The following is a 26,284-nucleotide window of genomic DNA, read 5'->3' on the forward strand; positions in this document are numbered from 1 at the left end:
ACTCCAAGCCAAGCGATGGCCTCGGCTGAGCGTCCCGACACAGGAAGACCCACACCTCATGAACTATTTACAACATTTCGATACCGACAAGGTGGTAGAAGCCTGCATCGCAGGCGCAGGGGATTTTGGTCGTGGCGTATTACGTCAGGCACGCCAGATGCGTGGCCTATCGGCGCGTATCGCCATCGATATCCATGCCGATAAAGCGGTCGAGGCGCTTCGCCATGCGGGGGTTCCAGAAGCTCAAATAATGGTATGCCATTCTGCCAGCGACGCCGAACAGGCCTGGGAAAGCGGCTTTTTTATCGCGACCGCTTCGTTTGAAACCATCAAGGCGCTGCCGTTCGATATCCTGGTCGAGTCCACGGGCATTCCCGACGTTGGGGCACGCTACGCCGAAGCGGCCTTGCTGGCCGGCAAACACGTCGGCATTGCCACCAAGGAGACCGAGTCCGTGGTGGGCCCTTACCTGACCCGACTGGCCTATCAGCAGGGCCGCTTGTTTACCCCGATGGATGGCGACCAGCCCAGCCTGCTGATTGGCCTGCTCACCTGGGCCAAGACACTGGGTTTCGAGATCATTGCGGCGGGCAAGAGCAGCGAGTACGACTTCATCTGGGATGAGGCCAACGCCACGGTCGAGTGCAATGGCGTGCGCTACCCTGCCGCGGGCCTGAGCGACCTGTGGGAATTGCCTCCAGGGGGCGAACGCGAGGTGGTCGAGGCACGCAGCCGCCTGCTGGCCGACATTCCGCAAATTTCCGTGCCGGACCTGTGCGAAATGGTCAACGTGGCCAACGCCACCGGGCTGTGCCCGGATCGGCCTGAGTTTCACGCCATGGTCTTGCGGACCGCCGAAGTCCCTACGTTGCTCGACCTGCAGGCGGAAGGGGGTATGCTGCAAGGGCTGAAGCGCCTTGAGGTGTTCAACTGCCTGCGCCGCCCGGATGAACTGAGCTTTGCCGGTGGGGTATTCGTGGTGGTGCGCTGTGAAGACCCGCATGTCTGGACACTGCTGCGCGACAAGGGGCATGTGCTGAGCCGCAGCGAGCGTAGCGCCATGATCTACCTGCCGCGCCACCTGCTGGGGCTGGAAGCACCCATCTCGCTGCTGGATGTGGTGCTCAATCAACAGACCTCCGGCGGCGGCCACGCCACCACACCGAGCTTCGACCTGACCGCACGGGCTACCCAGCCCATCGCAGCTGGCCAGCGCCTGGAGATGCGCGGGCATCATCGCCACATCGAAGGCCTGCGCCCTGAAATTCATCCCGCCGAGCCGCTCTCACCCAGCGCCAAGGTGCCCTTTTACCTACTACCCGGTGCCGAGGTCATTCGTGATATCGCACCCCAGCAGCCCATCACGCTGGCCGATGTCGCCCTCCCGGACTCTACACTCAGGCAGCTGCGATACCAGCAGGATGAGCTGTTCAAGCAACAATACGCTGTCGATAACGCCGAACACGCCAGCACGCTGGCCTGAGGGTCGCTGGTGCCACGGGCCCATTGCGCACCTAGCGCAAAACAATAAAGCAACAATAATCCGTCAGGAGAAACACCATGCTTACCAAGCTCTTGCTCACACCGCACGCACTGAAAATGACGACCCTGGGCGTTGCCCTGATCAGCACCGCCATGGTCGCCCAGGCCGATGAAGCCGCCGACTACCCGACCAAGCCGATCCAGTTCCTGGTGGCCGCGGGTGCCGGAGGCGGCGTGGATAACTTCGCCCGCGTGGTTCGCCCCATGTTCGAAGAGGCCCTGGGAGGCGCGCGCATCACGGTGGTCAACCTGCCCGCGGCCTCTGGCGCACTGGCCCACCAGCGCACGGCCAATGGCGCTCCGGATGGCCATACGCTGGACTTTGCCTCGACCACTTACGTGACTTCGTTGGCGGCAGGGCAGAACCCGGTGGGCCTGGATCAGATCACCCCCGTGGCCCGCATGCAATCAGACGTCATGGCGCTGTTCGTCAATCCGCAGCGTTACCCGGATTTCGAGTCGTTCCTGGAGTATGCCCAAGCCAACCCCGGCAAGGTCACCGTGGGCGGCACGCACACGGCGAGCCCCGACCACGTGGCTTTTCTCTCCTTGCGTGACGCGTCTGGCCTGGACATGAGCTTCATTCCCTACGACAGCACCGGCAACGCCACGGCCAATGTCCTGGGCAACAATATCGATGCCACCACGACCTCGCTGAGCCCGCTGCTGAGCTACATCGAAGCGGGTCAAATGATGCCGATTCTCGTGTTCAGCGATGAGCGCCTGGCAGATTTTCCCGATGTCCCCACTACCGTGGAGCATGACTGGGACCTGACCGATGGCAACGACCGGGCCGTGTTCGTCCATGCGGATACCCCGGCCCCGCTCGTTCAACGGCTGGAAGAAGTGCTGAAGGGCATTTTCGATTCGGAGGACTACCAGGCCTATGCCGAGCGCGTGAACCTGACCTACCGCGACGGCTGGATGGCAGGCGACGCTTACCGCGAGCGCCTCGAGCACAACTACGAGCTTTACTCGCGGCTGCTCAGCAACGAGCAGTAAGCCACTCGTACCAGGGCAAGGCAGGCAGCCTCCGCTGCTTGCCTTTCGATATTCATCGGCACGAGCAATGCGTTGCGGGTTGTTCGCGCCATGCTCCCTTCGGGGTTGATCATGTACGCCAGGATTTCTTTCTTTGCGATAGCCATCGTAGTGCTCGGCCTTGCCAGCCTCGTGCCTACCTTGCAGTTTCCCAGTTCGGAGCAAGTGTCGACCTTCATCGGCCCGCGTGTCTGGCCGCTGACCCTCTTGCTGGCGCTCATCGGATTAGGCGCGGCGCTTTTGCTGATCACCTGGCGGGATGCCAAGCAAGGCAAGCGCTATGACGACGACCCCGTTGACGAAACCACACCGCCGTGGCGCTTTACGCTGGCATCGACGCGCCATTGGTGGCTGATCGCTGCCACGCTCGTCTACACCTGGCTGATTGGCCTGATCGGTTTTCTGGCGGCCAGCGTGGCGTTCACGCTGGTATGTACGCTGTTGCTGGGCGCACGCTCCTGGCGGGTCATCGCGGCCACGGTGGTCATCGCCGCGCTGCTGATGCAAGGCGTCTTCGTCATGCTGCTGGGGATACCGCTATGAGCGCGTTACGCCTGATGCTCTCCCTTGTCATCACTGTTTTCTGTCAAGGAGCTACCCATGCTTGAGAATTTTCTTGGCGGGCTAGCCGTCGTGATGCAGCCCCTGAACCTGCTGCTGCTGACCTCTGCCGTGTTCATCGGCTTCATCGGTGGCGCCCTGCCGGGCATCAGCGGTGTGATTCTGGTCGTGATTCTGCTGCCCATCACGTACGGCATGGACTCCACCACGGCCTTCATGGTGCTGACGGCCATTTATGGAGCCACGGTTTTCTCGGGGCTGATCACAGCCATTCTCTACCGTGCGCCGGGCACCCCGGAAGCAGTCATGACCGCGTTCGATGGCTACCCCATGACGCAGCAAGGCCAGGCTGGCAAAGCGCTGGGCATCGGCGTGCTCAGTTCGGCCATTGGCGGGCTGGTCGGCACCATTGCCTTGATCATTTTCACACCGATGCTGGCCACCATGGCGCTGCGCTTTTCCTCCCCGGAGTATTTTGCTCTGGCGGTTTTAGGGCTGACGGTGGTGGCGTCACTCGGCGGACGCTTGATATATGGCCTGATCGGCGCGACCTTGGGGCTATTCATCGCCACCATCGGGATCGACCCGCTCACCGGCACCAGCCGCTACACCTTCGACAACCTGAACCTGATGGAAGGTGTCGGGCTGATTCCCATGATCGTGGGCCTGTTTGCCGTCTCGGAGGTCATGAAGCGCGCGCTGGATCAAGATACCCATCAGCCGCTCAAGAAGGTGAAGGTCAAGATCTTCGATCTGCCCATCCTGCGCAAGATCGGCCCGACGCTGACGCGCTCTTCCTTGATTGGCGTCATCATCGGCATTCTGCCGGGCATCGGTGCCAGCACCGCCGCCATGGTCAGCTATAGCGAGACGGTGCGCTGGTCCAAACATCCTGAAAAATTTGGCAAAGGGGCACCCGAGGGCATTGCGGCGCCTGAGTCGGCCAACAATGCCGCCGCCATGGGCGCCTTGGTGCCGCTGTTTGCTCTGGGCATTCCCGGTAGTGGCACGACGGCCGTGATTCTGGGGGCGTTCATCATGCACGGCCTGCAGCCGGGGCCCATGTTCATGATGACGCACAGTAGCCTGATCTATGCCGTGTTTGCGGGCCTGTTCATCGTCAACTTCATGATCCTGCTGTTCTCCAAGCCCTTCATCACCCTGTTTACCAAGCTGCTGAACGTTCCGTATTCCGCCCTTGGGCCCATCATCATCATGTGCTGCATCGTGGGCACCTACTCGGTGCGCAACTCGATGTTCGATGTGTGGCTGATGCTTGGCTTCGGTGTGCTGGGGTTCCTGCTTGAGAAACTCAAATTCCCGCTGGTGTCCATCATTCTTGGCTTGGTACTGGGGCCCATCGCCGAGAGCGAGCTTCGCCGTGCGCTTTCCATGTCGCAGGGGGATCTGTCGATTTTCTTCACGCGACCCATCAGCGCTTCGTTACTGGCCGTGGCAGCGCTGCTGCTGACCATCACCATTGTCATGCCACTCATCAAGCGTGCGCGCCTGAATAAAGCGACTTCTTAACCTCTGACCACGGAAGCGACCCATGACTCTTCTCCTTGGTGCCATCGCCGATGACTTCACCGGCGCCACCGATCTGGCCAATAACCTGGTGCGCGGCGGCATGCGCTGCCTGCAGGTGATCGGCGTGCCGCAAGAAGCGGTGGACCTTCGCGACATCGATGCGGTTGTGGTGGCGCTCAAGTCGCGCTCCTGCCCGGTGGAAGAGGCCGTGGCCGACTCCCTGGCCGCCCTCGATTGGCTGCGCGCCCAAGGCGCTCGCCAGCTGTTCTTCAAGTACTGCTCCACCTTCGACTCCACCGACGAGGGCAACATCGGCCCCGTGGCCGATGCCCTGCTGGAGGCCTTGGGCGCCGCTCACACCGTGATGGTGCCTGCGTTTCCGGTCAATGGCCGCACGGTATACCAGGGGCACCTGTTCGTCGGTGACCGTTTGCTCAACGACAGCGGCATGCAGCACCACCCGCTCACGCCCATGCAGGATGCCGATCTGGTTCGCGTGCTCTCCCGCCAAACGCCACACCCAGTGGGCTTGGCCAACCGGGCCGTAATCGCCAAAGGGGCAGAGGCAACCCGCTCTCATTTGTCGACGCTCGCCGAACAGGGCGTACGCCATGTGATCTGTGACACCCTGGATGAGCAGGATTTGGACGTGCTGGCCGAAGCCACCGTCTCGATGGCGTTGGTCACCGGAGGCTCCGGCCTGGGCCAGGCGCTGCCTGCGCAATACCGGGCCCAGGGCTGGCTGGAGACGATCCCCGAACCGGGGCGTTTAGCGCCTGCGGCGGGCGGGGCGCTGGTGCTCTCCGGCAGCTGTTCACGGGCCACCCTGGCGCAAGTGGCCGACTTCCTGGCCAAGCACCCGGACGGCGGCTTTGCGCTGGACCCTCTATCGCTGAGCGAAGGCGACAAGCAGTGGGAGCAGGCGCTGGCCTTCGCCCTGGAGCGCTTGCCGTTGCAGGCCCCCACCCTGATCTACGCCTCGGCCGACCCGGACAAGGTGAAAGCGGCCCAGGCGGCGTTGGGCGTTGCCCAGGCCGGGCACCTGGTGGAAACCGCACTGAGCCACCTGGCGGTCACGCTGGTCAATGAAGGCGTGGGCCGCTTGCTGGTGGCGGGGGGCGAAACCTCCGGCGCGGTGGTTTCGGCGCTGGGCATTACCACGCTACGCATCGGTGAGCAGATCGACCCCGGCGTACCCTGGACCCAGACCCCGTGGCCAGGCCGCAAGGCGCCGCTCTCGCTGGCGCTGAAGTCCGGTAACTTTGGCGGCGTGGACTTCTTCACCCGGGCCTTCGAGGTGCTGGCATGAGCACGCCCCTTTGCCACCGACATCAGAACGCCCTACGCGAGCAGATCAGCACGCTCGGTAAATCCTTGTTCGACCGCGGCCTGACCATGGGCTCCAGCGGCAACATCAGCGTGCGGCTGGACGATGGCGGCTGGCTGATGACCCCCACCAACTCCTGTCTGGGGCGGCTGGACCCGGCCCGTATTTCGCACCTGGCCCCCCAAGGCCAGCTGCTCAGCGGCGATGCGCCCACCAAGGAGCAATTCCTGCACATGGCCATGTACGACGAGCGCCCGCAGTCTGGCGCCATCGTGCACCTGCACTCCACCCACTCGGTGGCGGTGTCGTGCCTGCCGGGAGTAGACCCCTGCGACTGTATTCCACCGCTCACCGCCTACTACGTGATGCGGGTGGGCAAGCTGCCGCTGGTGCCTTATCACATCCCGGGCGACCCCCAGTTGGGCGAAGCGGTGCGGGGCCTGGCAGGCAAGCACAGCGCGGTGCTGCTGGCCAACCACGGCCCGGTGGTGGCGGGCAAGACCCTCGAAGCGGCGGTGTATGCCACCGAAGAGCTGGAAGAGACCGCCAAGCTGTACCTGCTGCTGCGAGGCGAGAACCCGCGGGGGCTGACCCCCGAGCAGGTCGCCGAGCTGGAAGCGCGTTTTCCCAGAGACTAAACAGGTACCTTGTGGGTCGACACTACTTCCCGCAGCCCCATAAACGAACGAATCTGACGCACGCCTGGCAGGTAGAGCAACTGCTCGGCGTGTAGCCGGTTGAAGCTTTGGCTGTCTCTGGTGCGTACCAGCATGAAGTAGTCGAACTCCCCGGTGACCACGTGGCACTCCATGCAGCCCGACACTTTTTGAGCCGCCGCCTCGAACGCCGCGAAAGATTCTGGCGTCGAGCGGTCCAGCACCACGCCAATCAACACCACCATGCCTGCCTGCAGGGGTTCCGGGTTCAGGTGGGCCACGATTCGGCTGATCACCCCTTCCCGCTTCAGCTTTTCGACACGCCGCAAACAGGCCGCAGGGCTGAGATTCACCTGCTCGGCCAGCGCCACATTGGAAAGCGTTGCATCCTCCTGAAGCAGCTTGAGAATACGCTTGTCGATACGATCCAGCTCACCGCCCATGGCATGGGGCTCCGAGGCCACTCCTGCTCGCTTGGCACACATTATTATTTACTCAAAAGATAAAATGACGAATTAATTAAACCTATAAACACAACTGAACAATTCATTGTTGTTTATAAACCCCTCATTTCGCAACCCACCTGGACACGCAACCACTTACTATAAATCTCAGGGAGCACGCCAACGTTCCGACCACCGTTACCCAGCGATCCTTGTCTATCGCGTTTATTGCCAACCCAGGAGCTTGCCATGAACCTTGAACGCTACCCCCGTTATCCACTGACGTTCGGCCCCTCCCCGATCACACCTCTCAAACGGCTGAGTGCCCATCTGGGCGGCGAGGTCGAGCTGTATGCCAAGCGCGAGGACTGCAACAGCGGCCTGGCCTTCGGCGGCAACAAGACCCGCAAACTGGAGTACCTCATTCCCGAAGCACTGGAGCAGGGCTGCGATACGCTGGTGTCGATTGGCGGGATCCAGTCCAACCAGACGCGTCAGGTGGCTGCCGTCGCGGCGCACCTGGGCATGAAGTGCGTCCTCGTGCAGGAGAACTGGGTGAACTACTCCGATGCGGTCTATGACCGGGTCGGCAATATCGAGATGTCGCGCATCATGGGGGCCGACGTTCGCCTGGACGCCGCCGGTTTCGATATCGGCATTCGCCCTAGCTGGGAGCAGGCCATGGAGGATGTGCGCCAGCAGGGCGGCAAGCCGTTCCCCATTCCCGCGGGCTGTTCCGAACACCCCTACGGCGGTTTGGGCTTCGTCGGCTTTGCCGAAGAGGTGCGCCAGCAGGAGAAAGAGCTGGGCTTCACCTTCGACTACATCGTGGTGTGCTCGGTGACCGGCAGCACCCAGGCCGGGATGGTGGTGGGCTTTGCCGCCGATGGCCGCGCCCAGCGGGTGATCGGCATCGACGCCTCGGCCAAGCCCGAGCAAACCCGGGCGCAGATTCTGCGCATTGCCCGCCATACCGCCGAGCTGGTCGAACTGGAAGGCGGCATTGCCGATGACGACGTGATCCTGGACACCCGCTACGGCGGCCCCGAATACGGCCTGCCCAATGAAGGCACCCTAGAGGCCATTCGCCTCTGTGCCCGCCTGGAAGGCGTGCTCACCGACCCGGTGTACGAAGGCAAGTCCATGCACGGCATGATCGATAGGGTGCGCAACGGCGAGTTTCCGGCGGGCTCCAAGGTGCTGTATGCCCACCTGGGCGGCGTACCCGCGCTCAATGCCTACAGCTTCCTGTTCCGCAACGGCTGACCAGACCGAGTGTGGTTGGGCCATGCCCAAGCCCGAGCGGGCAACTGCTCGGGCTTTTTGGCGAGGGGTGGCCAACCCAACAAAAGCTATACAAATATGTCACATCTATTAGACTCATCTGGCATGCCTGCAAGCCAATGAGGTGACACCATGCCATCGCCACTCCCCCTTCGCCTGACCCTGGACGAACTGGCCCATCTTGCCGAACCGCGGCCCGAGGTCGAACTGCACGGGCTCGACATGGGCTGGTATATCGTCCGGCTCCATCGTGACGACTCCGTCAGCCTGCTCAGCACGGCCCAAGGCGACACTCAGCGCTTCAGCGGCACCCAGTGGGTCAGCCGCGCCCTGGCGCCCCTGGGCTTTACCCATGGCACGCTGACCTGGGCAGAGGCTGCCGATGAAATGATTGGCCACCCCACGCCCCCCGTCTCTGACCAACAGCGCCTTCAGCAGGGCGTCCGCGTGGCCTTTGCCACGCGGCATTGAGGTATCACCCGTCGCGGCCGTTGCGGCCATCGAGGTCAACCCTGCCCAAGGGGCAATCCCCTCGTGGCTTTCAACCTGACCTGCCGATAAGATGGTCAATGAGCCATCATGGGCTTCCAAGCAGTTGTTTCAAAAAGTTTTCCCAGAGGATGGGCTCTATGCGTGACGAAGAGAAGTACACCAATACCGAAGAGCAACTGCTGTACCTGCAAAAGTTGTTGGATGACGAAGACACCCTAGCCCTGCACGAACTGTTCAATGAACTCGATTTTCTGGCCATCGCGCGCACCCTCGAGTCGTTCCCTGCCAAGACCCGAGACCAGCTATGGGACTACATTCCCGAAACCATCATTGGTGAGGTGCTGGCGGAAGTCGACGAAGACATCCGCGCCGACTACATCGAAGACCTGACCGCCAGCGATGTCGAGCAGATCGTCAAAGGCCTGGACGCTCAGGAAGTCGCCGAGGTTCTCGATGTTGCGGACGAAGAGATCAAAACGTCCGTTTATGCCAGCCTGGACCAGGAGATTCGCGCCCAGGTCGAAAACCTCTACACCTATGAAGAGGACATGGTGGGCCGTTACATGGACCCGGAAACGGTCAATGTAAAACAAGGCGTCTCCCTGGAGGCCGTTCAGCGCTACATTCGTATACACCGGCTGCTGGATGTCGACTCTCAGCAGGTCATGGTGACCGACAAGGATAAACGCCTGCTCGGTACGCTGACGCTGATCGACCTGGTCAAGCAGTCGCAGGAGTGCTCCGTCGACGAATTCATGGATAGCGCGCCTTATACCTTGCATGACCAGATGAAGGTCAGCGACGCTGCCAGCCTGCTGCGCTCGAAAGAGCTTCACTTCGTGCCCGTGTGCAACAGCGAAGGGCAGTTGGTGGGCCAATTGAATGCCGCCGACATACTCGAAATCACCCAGGATGACGCAGACCTGACGCTGAAACACATGTCCGGCGTCAGCGATGAAGAAGAAGTGTTCACCCCCATCGTACGCAGCGCGAAAAGCCGGGGTATCTGGCTGGGCATCAATTTGCTGACGGCTTTTCTGGCAGCCTTCGTCATTGGCCAGTTCGAGGCGGTGCTGGACCAGATCGTGGCACTCGCCATTCTCATGCCGGTCGTGGCCAGCATGGGAGGGATTGCCGGAAGCCAGACCCTGACCGTGGTCATACGCGGTTTGGCCCTGGGGCAAATTGCCGGCAACAACAAACGCTGGCTCTATAACAAAGAGCTTTGGGTCGGCATGAGCAACGGCCTGGTATGGGCCCTGGTGGTGGGCGGCATTTCCTACCTGTGGTTTGGCCAGACCCTGATCACGCTGGTCATTACCCTCGCCATCTTCATCAACATGAGCCTCGCCAACCTCTCGGGCGTACTGATCCCGCTGGTGCTGAAGCGCCTGCAGATCGACCCGGCGCTGTCTGGCGCGGTCATTCTGACCACCGTCACGGATGTAGTGGGATTCCTCTCGTTTCTGGGACTCGCGACGCTGATCATTTTGTGATCAGCCAAGCGGTCTATCGGGTAAGATGTCCTTCGCCCGCTAACATTTAACCGACCCAAGCATTCGAGGCGCCCATGCTTCCTGATTACTCCGTCATCGCCTGGCTGTTGATCATCTTTTCTGTCTATTTGACCGGGGTGTCCAAGGGTGGATTCGCAGGCGGGTTCGGCACGCTGTCGGTGCCCTTGATGGCCTTGGCGATCAGCCCTACCCAGGCGGCGGGGCTGCTGCTGCCGCTGCTGCTGGTCATGGATGCCTTTGCCGTCAAGGCATGGTGGGGCAAGCACTCCCGTGCGGAGGTATGGCGTTTCGTGCCGGGCCTGTTCATCGGGGTGTCCGTCGGCACGCTGCTGTTTGGCAGCCTCAGCGAAGAGGGTGTGCGCTTGGTGCTGGGCATTCTCTCCGTGGCCTTTGCGGCCTACATGCTGCTCAAGCCCGTGGCGAAGAAGCCCATTTCCACCCGCTGGGCACTGCCCGCCTCCAGCGTTTGCGGGTTTACCAGTTTCATCGCCCACGCGGGCGCACCGCCCATGAACATGTACCTCATGCCTCGCCAGCTCTCCAAGGAGACGTTCATTGCCACCTGCACGGTGACCTACGCCGTGGTCAACAGCATCAAGCTGGGCCCTTACGTATGGCTTGGCGAGGTCAACATGACCAGCGCCTGGGCGTCACTGCTGCTGGTACCGGTTGCCTGGATAGGGGTGCGCAACGGCCTCTGGCTGCAAAGACGCGTCAATGAAAAGCTGTTTTATCGTCTGGTGATCATGGCCATGTTCGTGGTGGGCCTCAACCTGGTCTGGCAGGCGCTGCGCTAGCAGCAAGCATTACAGCGCCACGATCAACAGGCCCAGCAGCATCACCAGCGTGCTCAGCGTCTTGGCGCTGGAGGCAGGCTCCTTGAGCCACAGCACCCCCATCAGCACGCCAACCGGAATCGAGAGCTGGCGCAGCGCCACCACGTAGCTGACCTCGTCAGTCAGCGCCATGGCCATGAGCACCAGCCCATAGGTGCAGGTCATCATCAAGCCCGTGGCCACCAGCATCGTCAGCCCCTGCTGTCGCAGCGCAGGTAATCGGCGGCGCTCTGCTGGCAACACGGCCAACAGCGGGAGCGCCCACAGCAGCGTCATCAATGCCTGCAGAACCATGAAGACCACCCCTGCCGTCAGGCTGCTATGGCCAGCGCCTTGCATGACGCCCAGGGCCTGATTGTCAATCAGCGAGTACCCCACGGTGCCCACCGCCGCCAGCAGCGCAAAGCCCATGGCGGGGGACAGGTACGAAGCGAGACGGCGGGCCTCGGGTCGGCTGAGCGGCAAGCCCAGCGCCCCTAGCATGATCAGCAGCATGCCGACGCCATCCCAGAGGCCAAGGCCACGATTGCCCAGCCAGGCAATCGATACCAGTGGCACCATCACCACCGGCAAGGCACGGGCAATGGGATAGAGGACGCTCACCTCTCCCCGGGCGTAGGCCCAGGCGAGCCCTCCCATATAGAGCATCTGGCAAAACCCGGACAGCACCAGCCAGCCCCAGAAGGCACCCGGCAGCGCCGTCAAGGAGGGGCCCAGCACCAGCAACGGCAACAGCGCCACACCCCCAGCGCCATAAGCCAGCGCAAACGACCCAAGCGAGGGCGCGTTGCGCTTGCCCAGCACGTTCCACCCTGCGTGCATGCACACCGAGACCAGCACCAGCGCGAGCGCGGTGGGACTCATACGGAAGCCACCAGGGCAGGATCAGCGGGGTGTTCGATGAAACGGTAATCAGGTAGGTCGTGCGTCATGGGCTGGCAAATGCGTGGTGGGTTGGCAGTTCACAAAGCTAAATGCTCTGCTCGGTATCGGCTCGCCAGTCTAAGCGTCGCCAGCCTTCGACGCCAGCCACCTCCGCCAGCACCGGGTCCGGGTTGACGGCAATCGCACAATCGACATATTGCAGCAGCGGCAGGTCGTTACGGGAATCGGAATAGAACGTGGTATGGCACGCCTCGACGCCCTGCTCCGCCAGCCATTGCTGTAGCCGCGTGACCTTGCCGCCACGGTAGGAAAGCACCCCCACGCTGCGCCCGGTGTACACGGCGCTGCTTGGCAAGCAGTCCTGCTCCAGCTCCACCGCCAGCACGTGGTCGATCCCCAGCATGGCCGCTATGGGCGCGACCAGATGGCAGGCCGACGCCGAGATCAAGACCAGCGTATCACCCGCTTGCCGATGCGCATCGAGACAGCGCCATGCCTGCTCGAAGATGCGTGGCTGCAGGTGGGTGGCCACGAAGCGCTCGACTTCTTTTTGAACGTCATCGACCCGACGGCCACGCAACGGCGCCAGCGTCATCGCCAGGTACTCTTCCAGTTTCAGCTTGCCCGCATGATAAGCCTGCTGCATCACTTCCGCGCGGGCCATGAACCCTTCGGCATCGCTGACCCAGCCTTGCTCTATCATCCATAAATTCCAGCGGTCGCTGCAGTCTCCATCCAGGAGGGTGTCATCAAGGTCGAACAGGGCCAGGCGCATGGCAAACTCCTCTCGTCGCGGTATGGCGCGCGTAGGGTATGTCATGGATGATGACAGCAAGATGACGTGCCGCGTGTTCTAGCGGCTTAGCCAGGTCGCCGCAAACTCCGCAGCGGGTAATGGCCTGCCAAACCAGAACCCTTGTGCCTGGTGGCAGCCCAGCTGGGCCAGCAGTTCTGCTTGAGCCTGTTGCTCGACGCCCTCGGCCAGGGTTTTCATGCCCAGCGCGTTGGCCATGGCGATGATGGTCTGCACGATGGCACGATCATGGGGGTTGTCCAGCATGTCGCGCACGAAAGAGATATCGATTTTCAAGGCATCCGCCTCGAATCGGCGCAAGTAGGAGAGCGACGAATACCCGGTGCCAAAGTCATCGATCAACAACGCATACCCCGCCTGACGCATGGCCTGGGTAATCATGACCGCCTGGTCCGGGTCTCGCATGAAGTCGCTTTCGGTCAGCTCCAGGGCCAGCGCTTGCGGCGGCACTCCTTGGGTGAGCCGCGCGACGTGCTCGGTCAGCCGTGGGTCGGCAAACTGCTGGGCGGCCATGTTGATCGACAGCCGCCCAGGCAAGGGGGTGCCCGACGCCTGCCAAGCCGACCATTGACGCGCCGATGCTTCCAATACCCAATCGCTCAGCAGGCGTATCAACCCACGCTGTTCGGCAAGGGGGATAAACTCACCGGGGCTGACCCAGCCCCACTCCGGGTCATGCCAGCGGCATAGCACTTCGGCACCGGTCAGTGCATAGGTCTCAAGGTCTACCTGCGGCTGAAAGTAGAGTTCCAGACGACGCTCGATGATGGCGCGGTGCAGGCGTTCGGTCATCCACTGCTGGCGCTCCAACGTGCGGCGCATGGTCTGCGTATAGGGAGATATGCCCGCATCGCGCTGTTTGGCATCGTGCAGCGCAATGCTGGCGGCGTTGAACAGCTCGGCGGGGGCGGCCACGTCGCTGGGGTAGCGCGCAAAACCGATGCTGGCATCCAACTGAAACTCACGGTGCTCCAGATGAATCGGGTGCCTGATGGCCTCGATCACTTGCCTGATGAAGGCTTCCAGTGCGACTCCCTGATGCTGCGGCAGAAGTAGTGCGAACTCATCGCTGGAGAGCCGCGCGCAGTGGCCGCTCAGGTCATGCAGGTGCTGGAGGCGCTTGGCGACCGTGGCCAACAATACGTCGCCCACCTGATGGCCATGCAGGTCATTGATCTCCTTGAAGCGACGCAGGTCCAGCAGCACTAGCGTCAGCGACTTACGCTCGCGCTGGGCCTGGGCGCCCAGCGTCGCCAACAGCTCCATGAAATAGGCGCGATTGGGCAGCTCGGTGATGGTATCCGTATAGGCCAACTGGTGAATGCGACGATGATCTCGACGCCGCTCCAGCTCGGCCGCCGCACCGGTCGAGAGTATTTGCAGTACCGATGTGGCGAAGGCATTGGTGGACAGCGGCTGTCGGTAGAACACCATCATGACCCCAATGGCATCGCCCTGGGCATTATCCAGCCGCCTCCCGATCCAGGCCTCGGCCCTCAGGGCATTACCCGGCAGCCAGTAGTCAGCGCCGTGCAGTTCGGTACTTTCCTGTTCGAGGACCACTCGTTCTGCGGGCGTGCCAGGCAAGGCAAAGTGCTCGCTCGCTTGGGCCTGGCCGTCCACGACCAGACTGACCAGACTGGCGGTGCGTACCGGCATGGCATCGGTTGCATCAGGCAAGCCTTCGCCAGGCAGAGGGGGCTCCAGCAGGGCAATCAAGCCTGCATCTGCCTCCAGCAGGCGCGTCAGGGTCGTGATCAGCTCAAGGAAGTAGTCATCCCCGATCCGCGAGGTCACCGTGGACGCCACCTCCACCACGGCTTGCTGTACCCGCTGTGACACTTGCTGATCGGTCACATCGGTGATGAAGCCTTCAAAGCAGAGCGGCTCGCCGCTCTGCGTATAAATGGCCTGGCCCTGCTCCCAGACCCAGCGTTCGCGGCCATCACGATGCCGCAGCCGATAGGTCACCCGAAAAGGGCAACGCTCTTCGATGGCTTTCTGCGAGGCAGCCACCAGACGCGGAAAGTCGTCTGGCTGCACCAGCTCAGCAAAGCTAATGACACGGCTCCCCACTAACTCATCCGGGTGATATCCCGTCAGGGCGGTGGCGCCATGACTCGCCAGCAGCATGGTCCAGTCGCGATCGTTTTGGCACCGATACGCCATGCCGGGCAGGTGATTGAGCAGGGTATCCAGACGCCGCTCGCTCTCTTTGGCTGCCAGCTCGCTTGCCTGCAAGGCGCTTTCGGTCTGGCGACGGCCCAGCTCGGCCCCCGCCTGAGCTGCCGCAATACGCAGGATTTCGTTCTCGAGCCCATCGAATGCCCGTGGCCGATTGCTCAATACCGCCATGATGCCTATGGCCGCGCCATCGGCAGCAAAGAGCGGCAAGCCCATGTAGCTCTCGGCGCCCAACTGTACCAGCAGCTCATCCTCTGGAAAAAGCGCCTGCACGTTGCAGGGGTAGAGACAGGGTTGGTGGCCCACGACGGTTTCGCAGGGTGTCCCCGTCAACGAGTAACGGATATTGCCTGCGAGCGCGCCGCTTGACCACACGGACAAGGTTTCCGCTATATTAGGCTCTCGGATCACAGCAATCAGGGCATGCTCCACTGCCAGCAGGCGCGCCAGCTGTTCCACCAGCGCGTCGAAGAAGGAGGGCCGATGGCTATGCCCAAGCCCCTCTGCCAGTTGGCGAAACATCTCTGCTGCTTCTTGTCTGGTGTGCATCACGGCACTCGCTTGTGTCATTTTTAAGCAGCTCGGCTTTGACTCTTTTTAACCTGAATTCAGGTAAAAAAACACAGTGACATTTACAGCATAAACCAGGGTCTTAGGGATAGAGGCGGTACCACCGCCATATCGGTGCGGCGTACACTATGGTAAACAATAGCTTTCCCTATACGATAAGTCGCCCACTCCGCTGTTCGGCGTACGAGGAGATCACATGACGGGCTCAGCCGCCATCAGCGAAACGTTTTACCGCCAGCTTGCCGATCAGATGCCCCCTGCCTTGGGAGGCGCGCTGCTACAGTGTCAGGGCCTTCCTTCACTGCCCATGGTCGCCATGCGTGTCCTGGAAGTTGCCAGCACGGCTGAGGCGACCCTGACGGACTATGCCACGACCATCGAACATGACCCTGCCCTGACGGCCAGAGTGCTGAGCGTGGCCAACAGCGCGCACTACCTGCGCGCCAGCCAGCCGCCCTTGACCTGTTTCGAAGCGACCCAACGGCTAGGCACCGATGCCACCCTGGCCACGGTGCTCAGTTTCAAGCTGTTTGAGCAGCACAGTGGTAGGCCCAGTCAGGGTCTTTATTGGCAGCGCGCCTTTACGGCGGCCGTTACGGCCAGCTACTTCGCCCAACAGCACTGCCCCGAACAGGCAGGACGGGTGTTCACAGCCGCGCTGTTGCAGGACATTGGCATGCTTGCCTTGCAGAAAGCCTTCCCGGCAGATGCGGAGCCTCTTTATGGTCATGAAGACGTGACACATCAACAGGTCATACAGGCCGAGCAATGCCTGTTTGGCTGCGATCACGCGCTGGTGGGTGCATGGCTACTGTTGAAGTGGGGCGTACACGAGACACTGGCGCGTAGCGTGTATGAAAGCCATGGTCCGCTGGATACCGACAACCTGGCGGATCTGTGCATCCGTTTGTCGGGTCTGGTCGCCGATGCCTGGCTATCCCCCGACCCCTCTCAGGCGTTGGCGCTGCTGATACGCCAGTCAAACCTGATGAAGCTACCTGAGCCGTTGGCCCTTGATACACTGCTCACCTACCTACAGCAAACGTTACCACCGCTGTCTCAATCGCTAGGCATTCCGCTGGCCCTGGCCGTGGATAGTTTCTCGTTGCTCGAGCAAGCTCAGCAGCGCTTGTTCGAGCACACGCTGATGCTCAGTACCCGTTTGGAAGCACAGCAAAAAAGCAGTGAAGCGCTACTCAACGATTACACTCAGCTCGAACAGCGCAGCCGCATCGATCCGCTGACTCAACTTGCCAACCGCGCCTGGCTGGAAGAACAACTGCGTGAGCGCTTCGCGCTATGCCGTGCCCAACAACGCACGCTCTCGGTCGTATTCATCGATCTGGATCACTTCAAGGCGCTGAATGACCGCTACGGCCACCAGGCCGGCGACCAGGTGCTTGCCCAGTTCGGCAGTACGCTGTCTGCCTTGACTCGGGCGGGTGACCTGGCGGGCCGCTATGGCGGTGAAGAGTTCCTGGTCCTCCTCCCCGACGAAACGGCCAGGACAGCCGAACACTTTGCCGAACGGATAGCTCAACGTTTGCAGGCGTCCCCCATGGTTCAGGTGGGCCATGAGTCTCTGTACATCTCTGTCTCGATCGGCATCGCGTGCCTCGACGATGGCGAGTTTGATAACGAACGAGAGATCATCAACGCCGCCGACCAGAGCATGTATGCCATCAAACGCGCTGGTCGGGGCGGTATTGCCGTCTACGGGCGTGATCTTCCCTCTCGTTAACGATTCATCGCCTGCGGCAGGTACAGCGCAATCTCAGGGAAGATATGCATCAAGGCAATGGATAGCATCATCAGTAGAAAGAACGGTAGCGTTGCCTTGGTGATGGTCAGGATATCCTTGCCGGTAAGACCCTGGATCACGAACAGGTTGAACCCGACGGGCGGCGTGATTTGCGACATCTCCACCACGATCACCAGATAGATGCCGAACCAGATCAGGTCGAAGCCTGCCGCGCTGATGACGGGCATGATGATCGCAGTCACCAGCAGAATCAGGGAAATGCCGTCCAGGAAACAGCCCATCAGTAGCAGCAGTACCGTCAACGCAATCAGCAGCATGGTGGGCGACAGCCCCATTTCCCCAATCGCGCGGGCCAGCTGCATGGGCACCTGAGTAAAGCCCATGGCCGAGGTCAGGAACGAGGCCCCGGCAATGATGAAGGCGATCATGCACGCCGTCCGCACCGCCGCAAACAGTGAGCTGGTGAAAATGGCTCGGTTGAAGTGGCCATTGAAGTATGCAATCACCATCGACAGCACGACCCCCACGGCGGCGGCTTCCGTCGGCGACGCCAAACCACCGTAAATGGACACGATAATGCCGCCGATCAGCAGCAGTATCGGCATGAGTGCCCAGGTATTGCGCAGCTTTTCCGCCAGGCTCATGCTCGATTCGTCGGCACCGGTCAGCTGCTCCCGGTTGCCCTTGAGCAGCGCCCAAAGCACCAGATAGGTCATGAACAGTGCCAGAATCATCAGGCCCGGCCCGATACCGGCCATGAACAGCCGTGAGATCGACTGCTCCGTCACTACGCCATACACGATCAGCACGATGGAAGGAGGAATGAGTAGGCCCAGGGTGGACGCACTGGCCAACGTACCAATGGCCATATTGCTGTCGTAGCCTCGGCGCTCAAGCTCCGGCAGGGTCATTTTACCCACCGTGGCGCAGGTGGCTGCCGACGAACCGCACACCGCCGCGAACATGCCGCTGCCGATGATATTGGTATGCAGCAGACGGCCCGGCAGGCGGTTCAACCAGGGCGACAGGCCACGAAACATGTTGTCGGCCAGCCCAGAACGAAACAGAATCTCGCCCATCCAGATGAACATGGGCAGCGCCGTCAAATCCCAGCCATAGCTGGCCCCCCAGAAATCGGAGGCCAGAATCGGCCCCGGTGAAAACGGGCTAAAAAACTCCAACGCGATCCACGCCGTTCCGATCAGCGCAAACGCGATCCACACCCCACTGCCCAGCAGCAGCACCAGGGTAAACATCGTCACCAAGCTAAGTAGTAGCACAGGAATTCTCCAGAGTAGCCGAGCTAGGGCATCTCGCTGTCATCGGTGGCCGTCGCTTCGCGGAAGCTGGACGGGTCGCGGGCGGCAATACGCAGCGCCGTGATCAGCGCTTCCAGCAGCGCCAGGCACAGTAATCCCACCCCCGTGGCTAACACGGTTTGCGGAATCCACAGCGGAATGGCCATGAACCCCGACGAGACATCGTTGTATTGCAGGCTTTCCCTGGCCAGTTCGATCAGCCCGTACCCCAGCAGCAGGCTGATGGCCAGCGCGACGATGAGACCGAAGACTTCAAACCAGACGCGAATGGCGGAAGGCAGTCGCGAAATCAGCAGGGTGACACGTATGTGTGCATGGTGAACGAAGGTGTAGGCCAGCCCCAGAAACGTGGCGCCGACCAGCAGGTAAGAGGCCATTTCCGAGACCCCGGTAATGCTGATGCCCAGCCGCCCCAGGCCCACCAGCACCAGCAGTGCATCCACCAGCCGGAAGGTGACCTGCAGGGCGATCAGGGCACAAATTGCCACCATGCACGCGGCGGCTCCCCAGGCACCCAGGCGGTAGAGTTTGTCGAATTTAAACGTCATGTTCGCAGTCTCGCACAGTGCGCAGAGAAGAAGGGGCGGTCACACCGCCCCACGTGGAACCAGATTATTCGCCGCGCTGGGCGTGATAGGTTTCCAGCGCTTGTTCGGCTTCATCATCGGCACGGGCCAACCAGTCGACAAACAGCGCATCGCCTGCTGCCTGCAACGCCGCAGCCACGGCCTCATTGGGTTCGGAAACGCTAATGCCGTTGGCTTCGAGCGCCGCCAGGCTGGCCTCGTTGTTATCGCGGCTCATCTGCCAGCCACGCTCTTCGGCACGAGCTGCCGCTTCCATCAGCGCCTCCTGGGTGGCCTCGTCCAGGCGATCAAAGCTGCGCTGGCTGATGAACACGATGTTCTTCGGTAGCCACAGGTTGGCATCGGTATAGTCCGACACATAGTCCCAGGCAGCCATGGAGTTACCGGTCGAGCTGGAGGTGATCATGGCATCCACGCGGCCGGTGCTGAACGCCGTGGGGATGTCCGACTCTTCGGTTTCGGTGGGGCTGCCGCCCAGGTTGTTGACGAAGCGCTGGGTGTTGATATTGGGCGCACGCACGCGCAGCCCTTCGAACTGTGCTGGGTCGGTCAGCGGTTTGGCGGTATAGATCCCTTGGGCGGGCCATGCCACGGCGTAGAGCGGAATCAATCCTTCGTAAGCGAACAGCTCCGTGATCATCGGTTTGGTCGCTTCCCACAGGGCGTAGGCATCGTCGTAACTACCGGCGACGCCTGGCAGAGTGTCGACCTCGAAAATCGGATCATCGTTGGAGAGTACCGACAGGAATACTTCACCGGCATCGATGGTACCGCGGCGCACTGACGGCTTGATCTCACCATGCGATACCAGCGAGCCGCCGCTGTGTACCGTGATGGTCAGCTCACCGCCGGTGGCCTCGGCCACGTCTTCGGCGAACTGCTTGGTGTTTTGAGTATGGAAACTGGCATCGCCATAGGGCGTGGCCATGGTCCACTGGGCGGCTTGCGCCGTGGCAGCGGCGGCAAGACTACAGGCAGTGGCCAGTAACAGCGGAGTCGCAAAACGTGTACGCATGGGAGTGATCCTCTTGTTCATTTTGATAGCGATGATGCAACGGGGTGGGAAGGAAGCACGCCAGGGGTCACCCAGCGGCCGATAGAAGCGGTATGACAAATCTCGCTCTGCTTGTCATGGGCATAGCCCCGTGCGCACTCCTGGGCCAGACAGCCCACGCTGCGGCAAAACCGGGAGTGGTTGGCCGTGCGCCAGATGACGTCGTAGTGCATGGCAGGCAGCGGCGCAGGCAGCGCCAGCCGATACAGCTCTCCCCGCCGCCACTCCTCCAGCACCGTGGCCACCGGCAGGGCACCGATGCCCAGCCCTTCCACGGTGAGTCGCACGATGGTCATCAGCGTGCTGACACTGTGAATACGCGGTTGACGAACGCCCTGGTCGCTCAAGTAACGCAGCAGCTCTTCATAAGGGCGCGCCAACTTGCCAAACGAGATGAATGGCAGGCTACTTGCCCAAGCATCGGGGTGCTCGCCCAACAGCCGTGCATGACGAGGCGACACGAACATGCCCATTTCATAGGGGCTGAGGGTGTCGTACTCGATTTGTTCGGTGGGCAGGTAGCCGTTCATGGCCAGCAGCACATCGAGCTCATTGGAGAGCAGCCGCTCGTTGAGTGCCGGGGAGTAATCCACGGTCAGCTCGATGATCAGCGCAGGGTAACGCGCCGTGAGCTGCTGCATGAACGTAGGGAACCAGCTGTGGGCAATGGTTTCGATGGTGCCCAGCCTCAGTGGCGCCGAAAACGTTTCGTCGTTGTCGAAGAGTTTGAGGGCTTCCTCGCGCTGGGCCAGCAAGCGCTCTGCATGGAGGTAGAACTCGCGGCCGCGCATGGTGGGCTGAATGGGGCGCGCCGAGCGCTCCAGCAGGATATCGCCCACGCTGTTTTCCAACCGCGAGATACGTTCGGACACCGACGGCTGAGTGATGTGCAAGCGCAAGGCCGCCTTGCGAAAGGACCCCAGCTTGACCGCCCAGACGAAGGCGTCCAGTTCCTTGAAATCGAGCATGATGCCTAACCAGCCATATCGAGACAGCCACAGAATGCCACGCCGCAGGGCAGGCACAGGGGGCTGTATGAAGCATGTATTTTCAACGCGTCCGGGCAATGCCGGATGCGCTGTCGCGGGGCTGGCGACGACCGCATGATGCACTCCTTGGAAATCACTCGTGGGCGGCCATTGTTATGCGTCGCGATGACGTGTTGCCGAACCCTGCCTGAGCGTTTCTCTTATGCTCTTTTTTGAGGTGCTTTATTTAGTTGATAATCGTATCGCGCCCTAGCGTCAACCATTTTTCCACTAAATAACAGCATGATAGGAAGGGCCGATATTAAGTATCGCTAAAAACGATTGGCACTTGATATCGCGTCTCCATATATTGATTTGCACAATCAAAAACATAATCCATCTGCTGGAGGTGCTATGGCCACTCCCCTTCTCAACTGCGACATGGGCGAAAGTTTCGGCAACTGGTCGATTGGCCTGGATGCGGAGGTCATGCCCTACGTCGACTGCGCCAACATTGCCTGCGGCTACCACGCCTCCGACCCCCATGTGATGCGCAAGACGGTGGCGCTGGCGGTCCAGCACGGCGTGAAGATCGGTGCGCACCCGGGCTATCCGGATCTCATGGGCTTTGGCCGCCGCTCCATGGCCTGCTCTCCTGCCGAAGTAGAAGACATGATGCTCTACCAGATCGGCGCGCTGGCGGGTATTTGCCAGGCAGAAGGCACCGCGCTGAGCTACGTCAAACCCCACGGGGCCATGTACAACGACATGGCCGCCAATCTGGCGCTGCTGGAAGGCGCCATGCGCGCCGTGAAAGCCTTCGATGCCCGCCTGCCGCTGATGGTGATGGCTACTGCCGACCCAGAACCGCACCGTCAGCTAGCGGAAAAAATGGGCGTCACGCTGTGGTTCGAAACCTTCGCTGACCGCGCGTATGAGGCCAATGGCCATCTAGCCTCTCGCCGCCTGGCGGGGGCCGTGCACCACGACCAGACCACCATCGTCGCCCAGGCAGTTGCCCTGGCCAAGGGAGAAGCCCTCACCGCCCGAGATGGCAGCGCCTTGCAGTTGCCCTGCGACACACTCTGCGTGCATGGCGACAACCCCGAATCCGTGGCTGCCGTGCGCGCCATTCGCGAGGCCTTTACGGCGCTGGAGTCCGCGTGAAACTCCGCCTGGAAACCGCCGCCATGGACGCCTTGACGGTGCGCCTGTTCGACGCCATCGATGAACGCAATATGGCCTGGATCATGGCCGCCGACGAGGCGCTACGCCGCGCCTTTGATGATGCGCTGATCGACCTGATTCCCTCGTACACCACCCTGCTGGTGCACTACGATTGCCAGAAGCTCACCTTTAGCCAGGCCACGACGCTGGTGCGCAGCGCGCTGCACGATCTCACCCCTGCCGACACCCAGCAGGGGCAGCTGCACGAGATTCCCGTGTGGTACGACGAAAGCGTTGGCCCCGAATTGCCCATGGTAGCAACGCGCGCCGGGCTCAGCGTCGATGCCTTGATCGAGCGCCACTGCAGCCACGATTACTGCGTGTTTGCGCTGGGCTTTGCGCCTGGCTACGGCTTCATGGGCCTGGTAGATGAGGCCATTGCCACGCCACGATTGAAAACGCCCCGCCGCCGCGTCGCGGCGGGCAGCGTCGGCATTGCCGACCGACAAACGGCCATCTACCCGCTGCTTTCCCCGGGCGGCTGGAACATTCTGGGTAGAACCGCCGTGCCGCTGTTCGAACACGCCAAGCGCGGCGAACCGCTGCTGCGCCCCGGCGATAAAGTGCGCTTCAAGGCGATCTCTAAAGCCGAGTTCGAAGCAGCCGGCGGCGACACCACCCCGCTGGAGGAGCGCCCATGAGCCAGCCCATGTTGACCGTCAAGCAAGCCGGGCCGCTGGCGCTGATTCAGGATGCAGGCCGCTTCGGCGTTGGCCACCTGGGCATTACCCAAGGCGGTGCCGCCGACTGGATCGCCTTCCGCTGGGCCAACTGGCTGTTGGGCAACCCCCTGCATAGCGCCGCCCTGGAAATCGTCATGGGCGGCAACCTGACCTTGGTGGCCAACCGCGACGTACGCCTCGCCCTGACCGGGGCCGACTTGGCCACCACACTGGACGGCCAGCCCCTTGCCCCCAACGCCAGCTTCCTGATGCAGGCGGGCCAGACGCTGATTTTTCGTCAGCCAAAGCAAGGTCTGCGCGCATATCTCGCCTTTCCCGGCGGGCTCGATGCACCCGCCGTGCTGGGCAGCCGAGCATGCACCGCCCGAGAGCAGATCGGCGGGCTGCATGAAGATGGCCAGCCGCTCAAAGCGGGCGATACGCTGACCTGGAAAGGCATTTCGGCGTCGGTGCGCACGCTACCCGCCCACGCGGAGCTGCCAACGGCTGCGATTTCCAACACGCCGCAAACACTACGACTCGATATGGTTCTGGGCTCCCAGGCCGCCCACTTTGCCGGGCGCAGCCTGTTCGATGCCTTCAACCAGCCCTGGACGGTCGACCAGCGCGCCGACCGCATGGGCATTCGGCTCACCGGCAAAGCGCTGAACAGCCGCCTGGGCGGCATCGTTTCTGAAGGGATTCCTTTAGGGGCCGTGCAGATCCCCCCCGATGGCCAGCCGATCATTCTGATGAACGACCGCCAAACCATTGGGGGCTACCCGCGTTTAGGTGCTTTGACGCCCATGGCCTGCGCCCGGCTGGCGCAGTGCCTGCCGGGTACAGAAGTGCGTTTGCAGCCTATCAGCGCAACCCAGGCGCAGGCGGCGTATCGCCGCCTGCTGGATGCCTGGTCGTGAGGGCGTTGAAAACCGCACTCACGCGCCGATAATGCCGCCATCTTCGCGGGTAATGACCAGCGTGGCGGAACGCGGGATGGCGCTGCCGCCCTGCGGCCAATGGCTGGTGAAGCGGCCTTCGGCAAAGGCTTCTTCGGTGGTGGTGGCGCCGGGGTGCTGGACGTTGACGAACATGGTGCGCTGGTCTGGAGTGGTCACCACGCCGGTGATTTCCTGGCCCACAGGCCCGGTCAGGAAGCGCTTGATCTCGCCGGTTTCCGGGTTGGCGACCAGCATCTGGTTGTTACCGAAGACTTCGTAGATACCGGTGTTCATTTCGGATTCGCTGATGTCGGTCTGTATCCATACTCGGCGGTCGGCATCGATCCACAGGCCGTCGGGGCTGGCAAAGATGTTGTCTTCTACCAGCGCATTGCCCGCTAGGTCGCGGCTATCGTCCTGGTCGCCTGCCAGCACGAACAGGTCCCAGGCAAAGCGCTCGCCTGCGTGAGTGCCCTCTTCCTGCCAGCGGATGATATGGCCAAAGCTGTTGTTGGCGCGCGGGTTGGCGGGGTGCTCGTCGCCCTCTGCGCGGCGCGTATTGTTGGTCAGCGTGAAGTAGACGTCGCCGGTTTGCGGGTCGACGGCGCCCCACTCCGGGCGATCCATCTTGGTGGCGCCCACATGGTCGGCGGCACTGCGCGTATTGACCAGGATATCCGCCAGGTCCGCAAAGCCATTCTCGGGCGTCAGGCCGTTCTGGCCGGGGGCCAGCGCCAACCACTCGCCGCTGCCATCATCGTTGAACTTGGCCACATAAAGCGTGCCTTCATCCAACAGGCTGCCGTCCGCCGTCGCGGCGTCGAAGGGGCGCCGTGAAACGAACTTGTAGATGTACTCGAAACGGGAGTCGTCCCCAGAGTACGCTACCACGGGCTGCCCTTCCACCGCAGGGGCAAAGATGACGCCTTCATGGGCAAAGCGCCCCAGGTGGGTACGCTTGACCGGCACGGAATCGGGGTTCATCGGGTCGATTTCGACCATCCAGCCAAACGCATGGGGTTCGTTACGGAAGTCGTCTGCCGGGCTGGCTCCCCGGCTACTGGCATCGAAGCGGCTGAACTGATCGCTCTGCTGATCGGCGCGGTGCCATTGATAACGACCGGTGTCGCGGGTTTCGATCCCGTAGCGCGACTGGCGACGATCGATGTCGGTATCCGTGTTGGCAAAATAGCCCGCCCAGTTCTCTTCGGCTGCCAGGTAGGTGTTCCAGGGCGTGACCCCGTGGGCACAGTTGTTCAAGGTGCCACGCGTCATCAGACCTTCCGGGCTGTACTGGGTAACGAGGTGTTCCGTGCCCGCCACCGGGCCCGAGAGCTGCATGGGCGTTTGGGCGGTAATGCGGCGATTCAGGGCATCCTGCACCACTTCCCACTCGCCTTGCTCATTGGCACGAACGCGCACGACACTCACACCATGGGCATTCATCTCTTTGATCACCTGATCGGCATCGCGGCTGCCATCTTCATGCTGAGGAAAGGCATCCCGGTCCAGCGCCAAGCCACTGGCCCCCGCGTGCAAAAAGCGTGGTTCCACGTATTCATGGTTGAGCACCAGCAGACCGTCGGTGGAGCTGCCGTTCAGCGCAAAGAAGTGCATGCCGTCGTGATGGCTGCCCACCTGATGCGCCTGCTCTTCCCCGGAAGCCGCCAGGCTGAACACGGGCATGTCACCCGTGATGGGCGTCCCCCAAGGGATGAAGCTCTGCACGCGATAGCCCTCAGGCACCACGACGTTATCGGCAGCGCTGATACCTACCGGGTTGAATCCCATGGTGGGTGAGCCCGCGCCCGCATTGGCGGCCAGCGCTTGCGTCAACGGCAGCCTGGTCGCCATCAGGCCCGCGATCACCGTTGCCAGCCCCCCTTTGAGGACGCCTCGGCGGCTCAAGCGCCGCTCCAGAATGTCGCCAAAATAGGCATTGCTGGAACGGTTGCTGAGCGGCTCATCCCCCTGAGCCATTACGCTATCGACACTGCCTGCCACGGTTTTCTTCGTCATGATGCATCTCCCTGATGAGCGGCCCACTGCTGGCTTACCCATTTGCTTGCTTATATGAGAAAC

The 26,284-nt window shown here is 61.8% G+C and carries 23 protein-coding genes; 14 read left to right on the forward strand and 9 right to left on the reverse strand.

The genetic code is table 11. The features are described from left to right. Positions 1–58 precede the first annotated feature (58 nt). From IE061_RS11845 to otnC, 6 genes are all read left to right on the forward strand, one after another. Complete coding sequence (locus IE061_RS11845) at positions 59–1,483, forward strand: hypothetical protein (protein WP_016915247.1); 1,425 nt, start codon at positions 59–61, stop codon at positions 1,481–1,483. Positions 1,484–1,560: 77 nt separating this feature from the next. Further along, positions 1,561–2,544 carry a Bug family tripartite tricarboxylate transporter substrate binding protein gene (locus tag IE061_RS11850; protein ID WP_193461675.1) on the forward strand — a complete coding sequence of 328 codons (984 nt, stop codon included), beginning with the start codon at positions 1,561–1,563 and terminating at the stop codon, positions 2,542–2,544. Positions 2,545–2,655: 111 nt separating this feature from the next. Next, on the forward strand, positions 2,656–3,126 hold the full coding sequence (locus tag IE061_RS11855) for a tripartite tricarboxylate transporter TctB family protein (protein ID WP_230478452.1): 471 nt from the start codon (positions 2,656–2,658) through the stop codon (positions 3,124–3,126). Between the two features lie 57 nt (positions 3,127–3,183). Beyond that, positions 3,184–4,674, forward strand: a complete 1,491-nt coding sequence (locus tag IE061_RS11860; protein ID WP_016915250.1) for a tripartite tricarboxylate transporter permease — start codon at positions 3,184–3,186, stop codon at positions 4,672–4,674. Positions 4,675–4,696: 22 nt separating this feature from the next. After that, positions 4,697–5,983: a 3-oxo-tetronate kinase gene (gene otnK / locus IE061_RS11865; protein ID WP_193461676.1), complete on the forward strand. Its 1,287-nt coding sequence runs from the start codon at positions 4,697–4,699 to the stop codon at positions 5,981–5,983. After that, a complete protein-coding gene (otnC, locus tag IE061_RS11870; RefSeq protein WP_193461677.1) occupies positions 5,980–6,639 on the forward strand; it encodes a 3-oxo-tetronate 4-phosphate decarboxylase in 660 nt (219 codons plus the stop codon). Before otnK ends, otnC begins: the two co-directional genes overlap by 4 nt. Here the strand turns inward: otnC and IE061_RS11875 are convergent. Continuing rightward, the gene (locus IE061_RS11875) at positions 6,636–7,121 is read right to left on the reverse strand and encodes an Lrp/AsnC family transcriptional regulator (RefSeq protein WP_230478453.1); all 486 of its coding nucleotides are present in this window, start codon (positions 7,119–7,121) and stop codon (positions 6,636–6,638) included. The two genes, otnC and IE061_RS11875, sit on opposite strands and share 4 nt — an antisense overlap. Before the next feature lie 228 nt (positions 7,122–7,349). Here IE061_RS11875 and IE061_RS11880 point away from each other — a divergent pair, with 228 nt between their 5' ends. From IE061_RS11880 to IE061_RS11895, 4 genes are all read left to right on the forward strand, one after another. Then, positions 7,350–8,366, forward strand: a complete 1,017-nt coding sequence (locus tag IE061_RS11880) for a 1-aminocyclopropane-1-carboxylate deaminase (RefSeq protein ID WP_016915254.1) — start codon at positions 7,350–7,352, stop codon at positions 8,364–8,366. A gap of 150 nt (positions 8,367–8,516) precedes the next feature. Continuing rightward, positions 8,517–8,855, forward strand: a complete 339-nt coding sequence (locus IE061_RS11885) for a DUF6482 family protein (RefSeq protein ID WP_189464077.1) — start codon at positions 8,517–8,519, stop codon at positions 8,853–8,855. 158 nt (positions 8,856–9,013) lie between these two features. Continuing rightward, positions 9,014–10,372, forward strand: a complete 1,359-nt coding sequence (gene mgtE / locus IE061_RS11890) for a magnesium transporter (protein ID WP_039175018.1) — start codon at positions 9,014–9,016, stop codon at positions 10,370–10,372. 74 nt (positions 10,373–10,446) lie between these two features. Then, positions 10,447–11,190, forward strand: a complete 744-nt coding sequence (locus IE061_RS11895) for a sulfite exporter TauE/SafE family protein (RefSeq protein WP_193461678.1) — start codon at positions 10,447–10,449, stop codon at positions 11,188–11,190. 9 nt (positions 11,191–11,199) lie between these two features. On the opposite strand, the gene IE061_RS11900 is transcribed toward IE061_RS11895, so the two are convergent. The 3 genes from IE061_RS11900 to IE061_RS11910 all read right to left on the reverse strand — a co-directional run bounded on the left by IE061_RS11900 (position 11,200) and on the right by IE061_RS11910 (position 15,661). Then, positions 11,200–12,093 (reverse strand): EamA family transporter, encoded by an 894-nt coding sequence (locus IE061_RS11900; RefSeq protein WP_193461679.1) that lies wholly within the window; start codon positions 12,091–12,093, stop codon positions 11,200–11,202. A gap of 106 nt (positions 12,094–12,199) precedes the next feature. Then, the gene (locus tag IE061_RS11905) at positions 12,200–12,889 is read right to left on the reverse strand and encodes an HAD family hydrolase (RefSeq protein ID WP_193461680.1); all 690 of its coding nucleotides are present in this window, start codon (positions 12,887–12,889) and stop codon (positions 12,200–12,202) included. A gap of 78 nt (positions 12,890–12,967) precedes the next feature. After that, on the reverse strand, positions 12,968–15,661 hold the full coding sequence (locus IE061_RS11910) for a bifunctional diguanylate cyclase/phosphodiesterase (protein ID WP_193461681.1): 2,694 nt from the start codon (positions 15,659–15,661) through the stop codon (positions 12,968–12,970). Between the two features lie 217 nt (positions 15,662–15,878). Here IE061_RS11910 and IE061_RS11915 point away from each other — a divergent pair, with 217 nt between their 5' ends. Beyond that, positions 15,879–17,423, forward strand: a complete 1,545-nt coding sequence (locus tag IE061_RS11915) for a sensor domain-containing diguanylate cyclase (RefSeq protein WP_193461682.1) — start codon at positions 15,879–15,881, stop codon at positions 17,421–17,423. On the opposite strand, the gene IE061_RS11920 is transcribed toward IE061_RS11915, so the two are convergent. From IE061_RS11920 to IE061_RS11935, 4 genes are all read right to left on the reverse strand, one after another. Then, positions 17,420–18,724, reverse strand: coding sequence for a TRAP transporter large permease (locus tag IE061_RS11920; protein WP_193461683.1), 1,305 nt, complete (start codon positions 18,722–18,724; stop codon positions 17,420–17,422). The two genes, IE061_RS11915 and IE061_RS11920, sit on opposite strands and share 4 nt — an antisense overlap. A gap of 23 nt (positions 18,725–18,747) precedes the next feature. Beyond that, positions 18,748–19,311, reverse strand: coding sequence for a TRAP transporter small permease (locus IE061_RS11925; RefSeq protein ID WP_039174996.1), 564 nt, complete (start codon positions 19,309–19,311; stop codon positions 18,748–18,750). 64 nt (positions 19,312–19,375) lie between these two features. Then, positions 19,376–20,365 carry a TRAP transporter substrate-binding protein gene (locus tag IE061_RS11930; RefSeq protein ID WP_193461684.1) on the reverse strand — a complete coding sequence of 330 codons (990 nt, stop codon included), beginning with the start codon at positions 20,363–20,365 and terminating at the stop codon, positions 19,376–19,378. A 17-nt stretch (positions 20,366–20,382) separates the two neighbouring features. Further along, on the reverse strand, positions 20,383–21,372 hold the full coding sequence (locus IE061_RS11935; RefSeq protein ID WP_193461685.1) for a LysR family transcriptional regulator: 990 nt from the start codon (positions 21,370–21,372) through the stop codon (positions 20,383–20,385). Between the two features lie 414 nt (positions 21,373–21,786). On the opposite strand from IE061_RS11935, the gene IE061_RS11940 reads away from it, so the two are divergent. Genes IE061_RS11940 through IE061_RS11950 form a run of 3 tightly spaced genes read left to right on the forward strand, consistent with a single transcriptional unit; the run spans position 21,787 to position 24,181 of the window. After that, complete coding sequence (locus tag IE061_RS11940) at positions 21,787–22,539, forward strand: 5-oxoprolinase subunit PxpA (protein WP_193461686.1); 753 nt, start codon at positions 21,787–21,789, stop codon at positions 22,537–22,539. Then, positions 22,536–23,240, forward strand: coding sequence for a 5-oxoprolinase subunit PxpB (gene pxpB / locus IE061_RS11945; protein ID WP_193461687.1), 705 nt, complete (start codon positions 22,536–22,538; stop codon positions 23,238–23,240). Before IE061_RS11940 ends, pxpB begins: the two co-directional genes overlap by 4 nt. Next, positions 23,237–24,181, forward strand: coding sequence for a 5-oxoprolinase subunit C family protein (locus IE061_RS11950; protein ID WP_193461688.1), 945 nt, complete (start codon positions 23,237–23,239; stop codon positions 24,179–24,181). The genes pxpB and IE061_RS11950 overlap by 4 nt, the downstream gene beginning before the upstream one ends. An 18-nt stretch (positions 24,182–24,199) precedes the next feature. Here IE061_RS11950 and IE061_RS11955 read toward each other — a convergent pair whose 3' ends face one another. Beyond that, on the reverse strand, positions 24,200–26,221 hold the full coding sequence (locus IE061_RS11955; protein WP_193461689.1) for a PhoX family protein: 2,022 nt from the start codon (positions 26,219–26,221) through the stop codon (positions 24,200–24,202). Positions 26,222–26,284: the final 63 nt, after the last annotated feature.

This window comes from Vreelandella hamiltonii (assembly GCF_014651795.1).
GTDB classification, from domain to species: domain Bacteria; phylum Pseudomonadota; class Gammaproteobacteria; order Pseudomonadales; family Halomonadaceae; genus Vreelandella; species Vreelandella hamiltonii.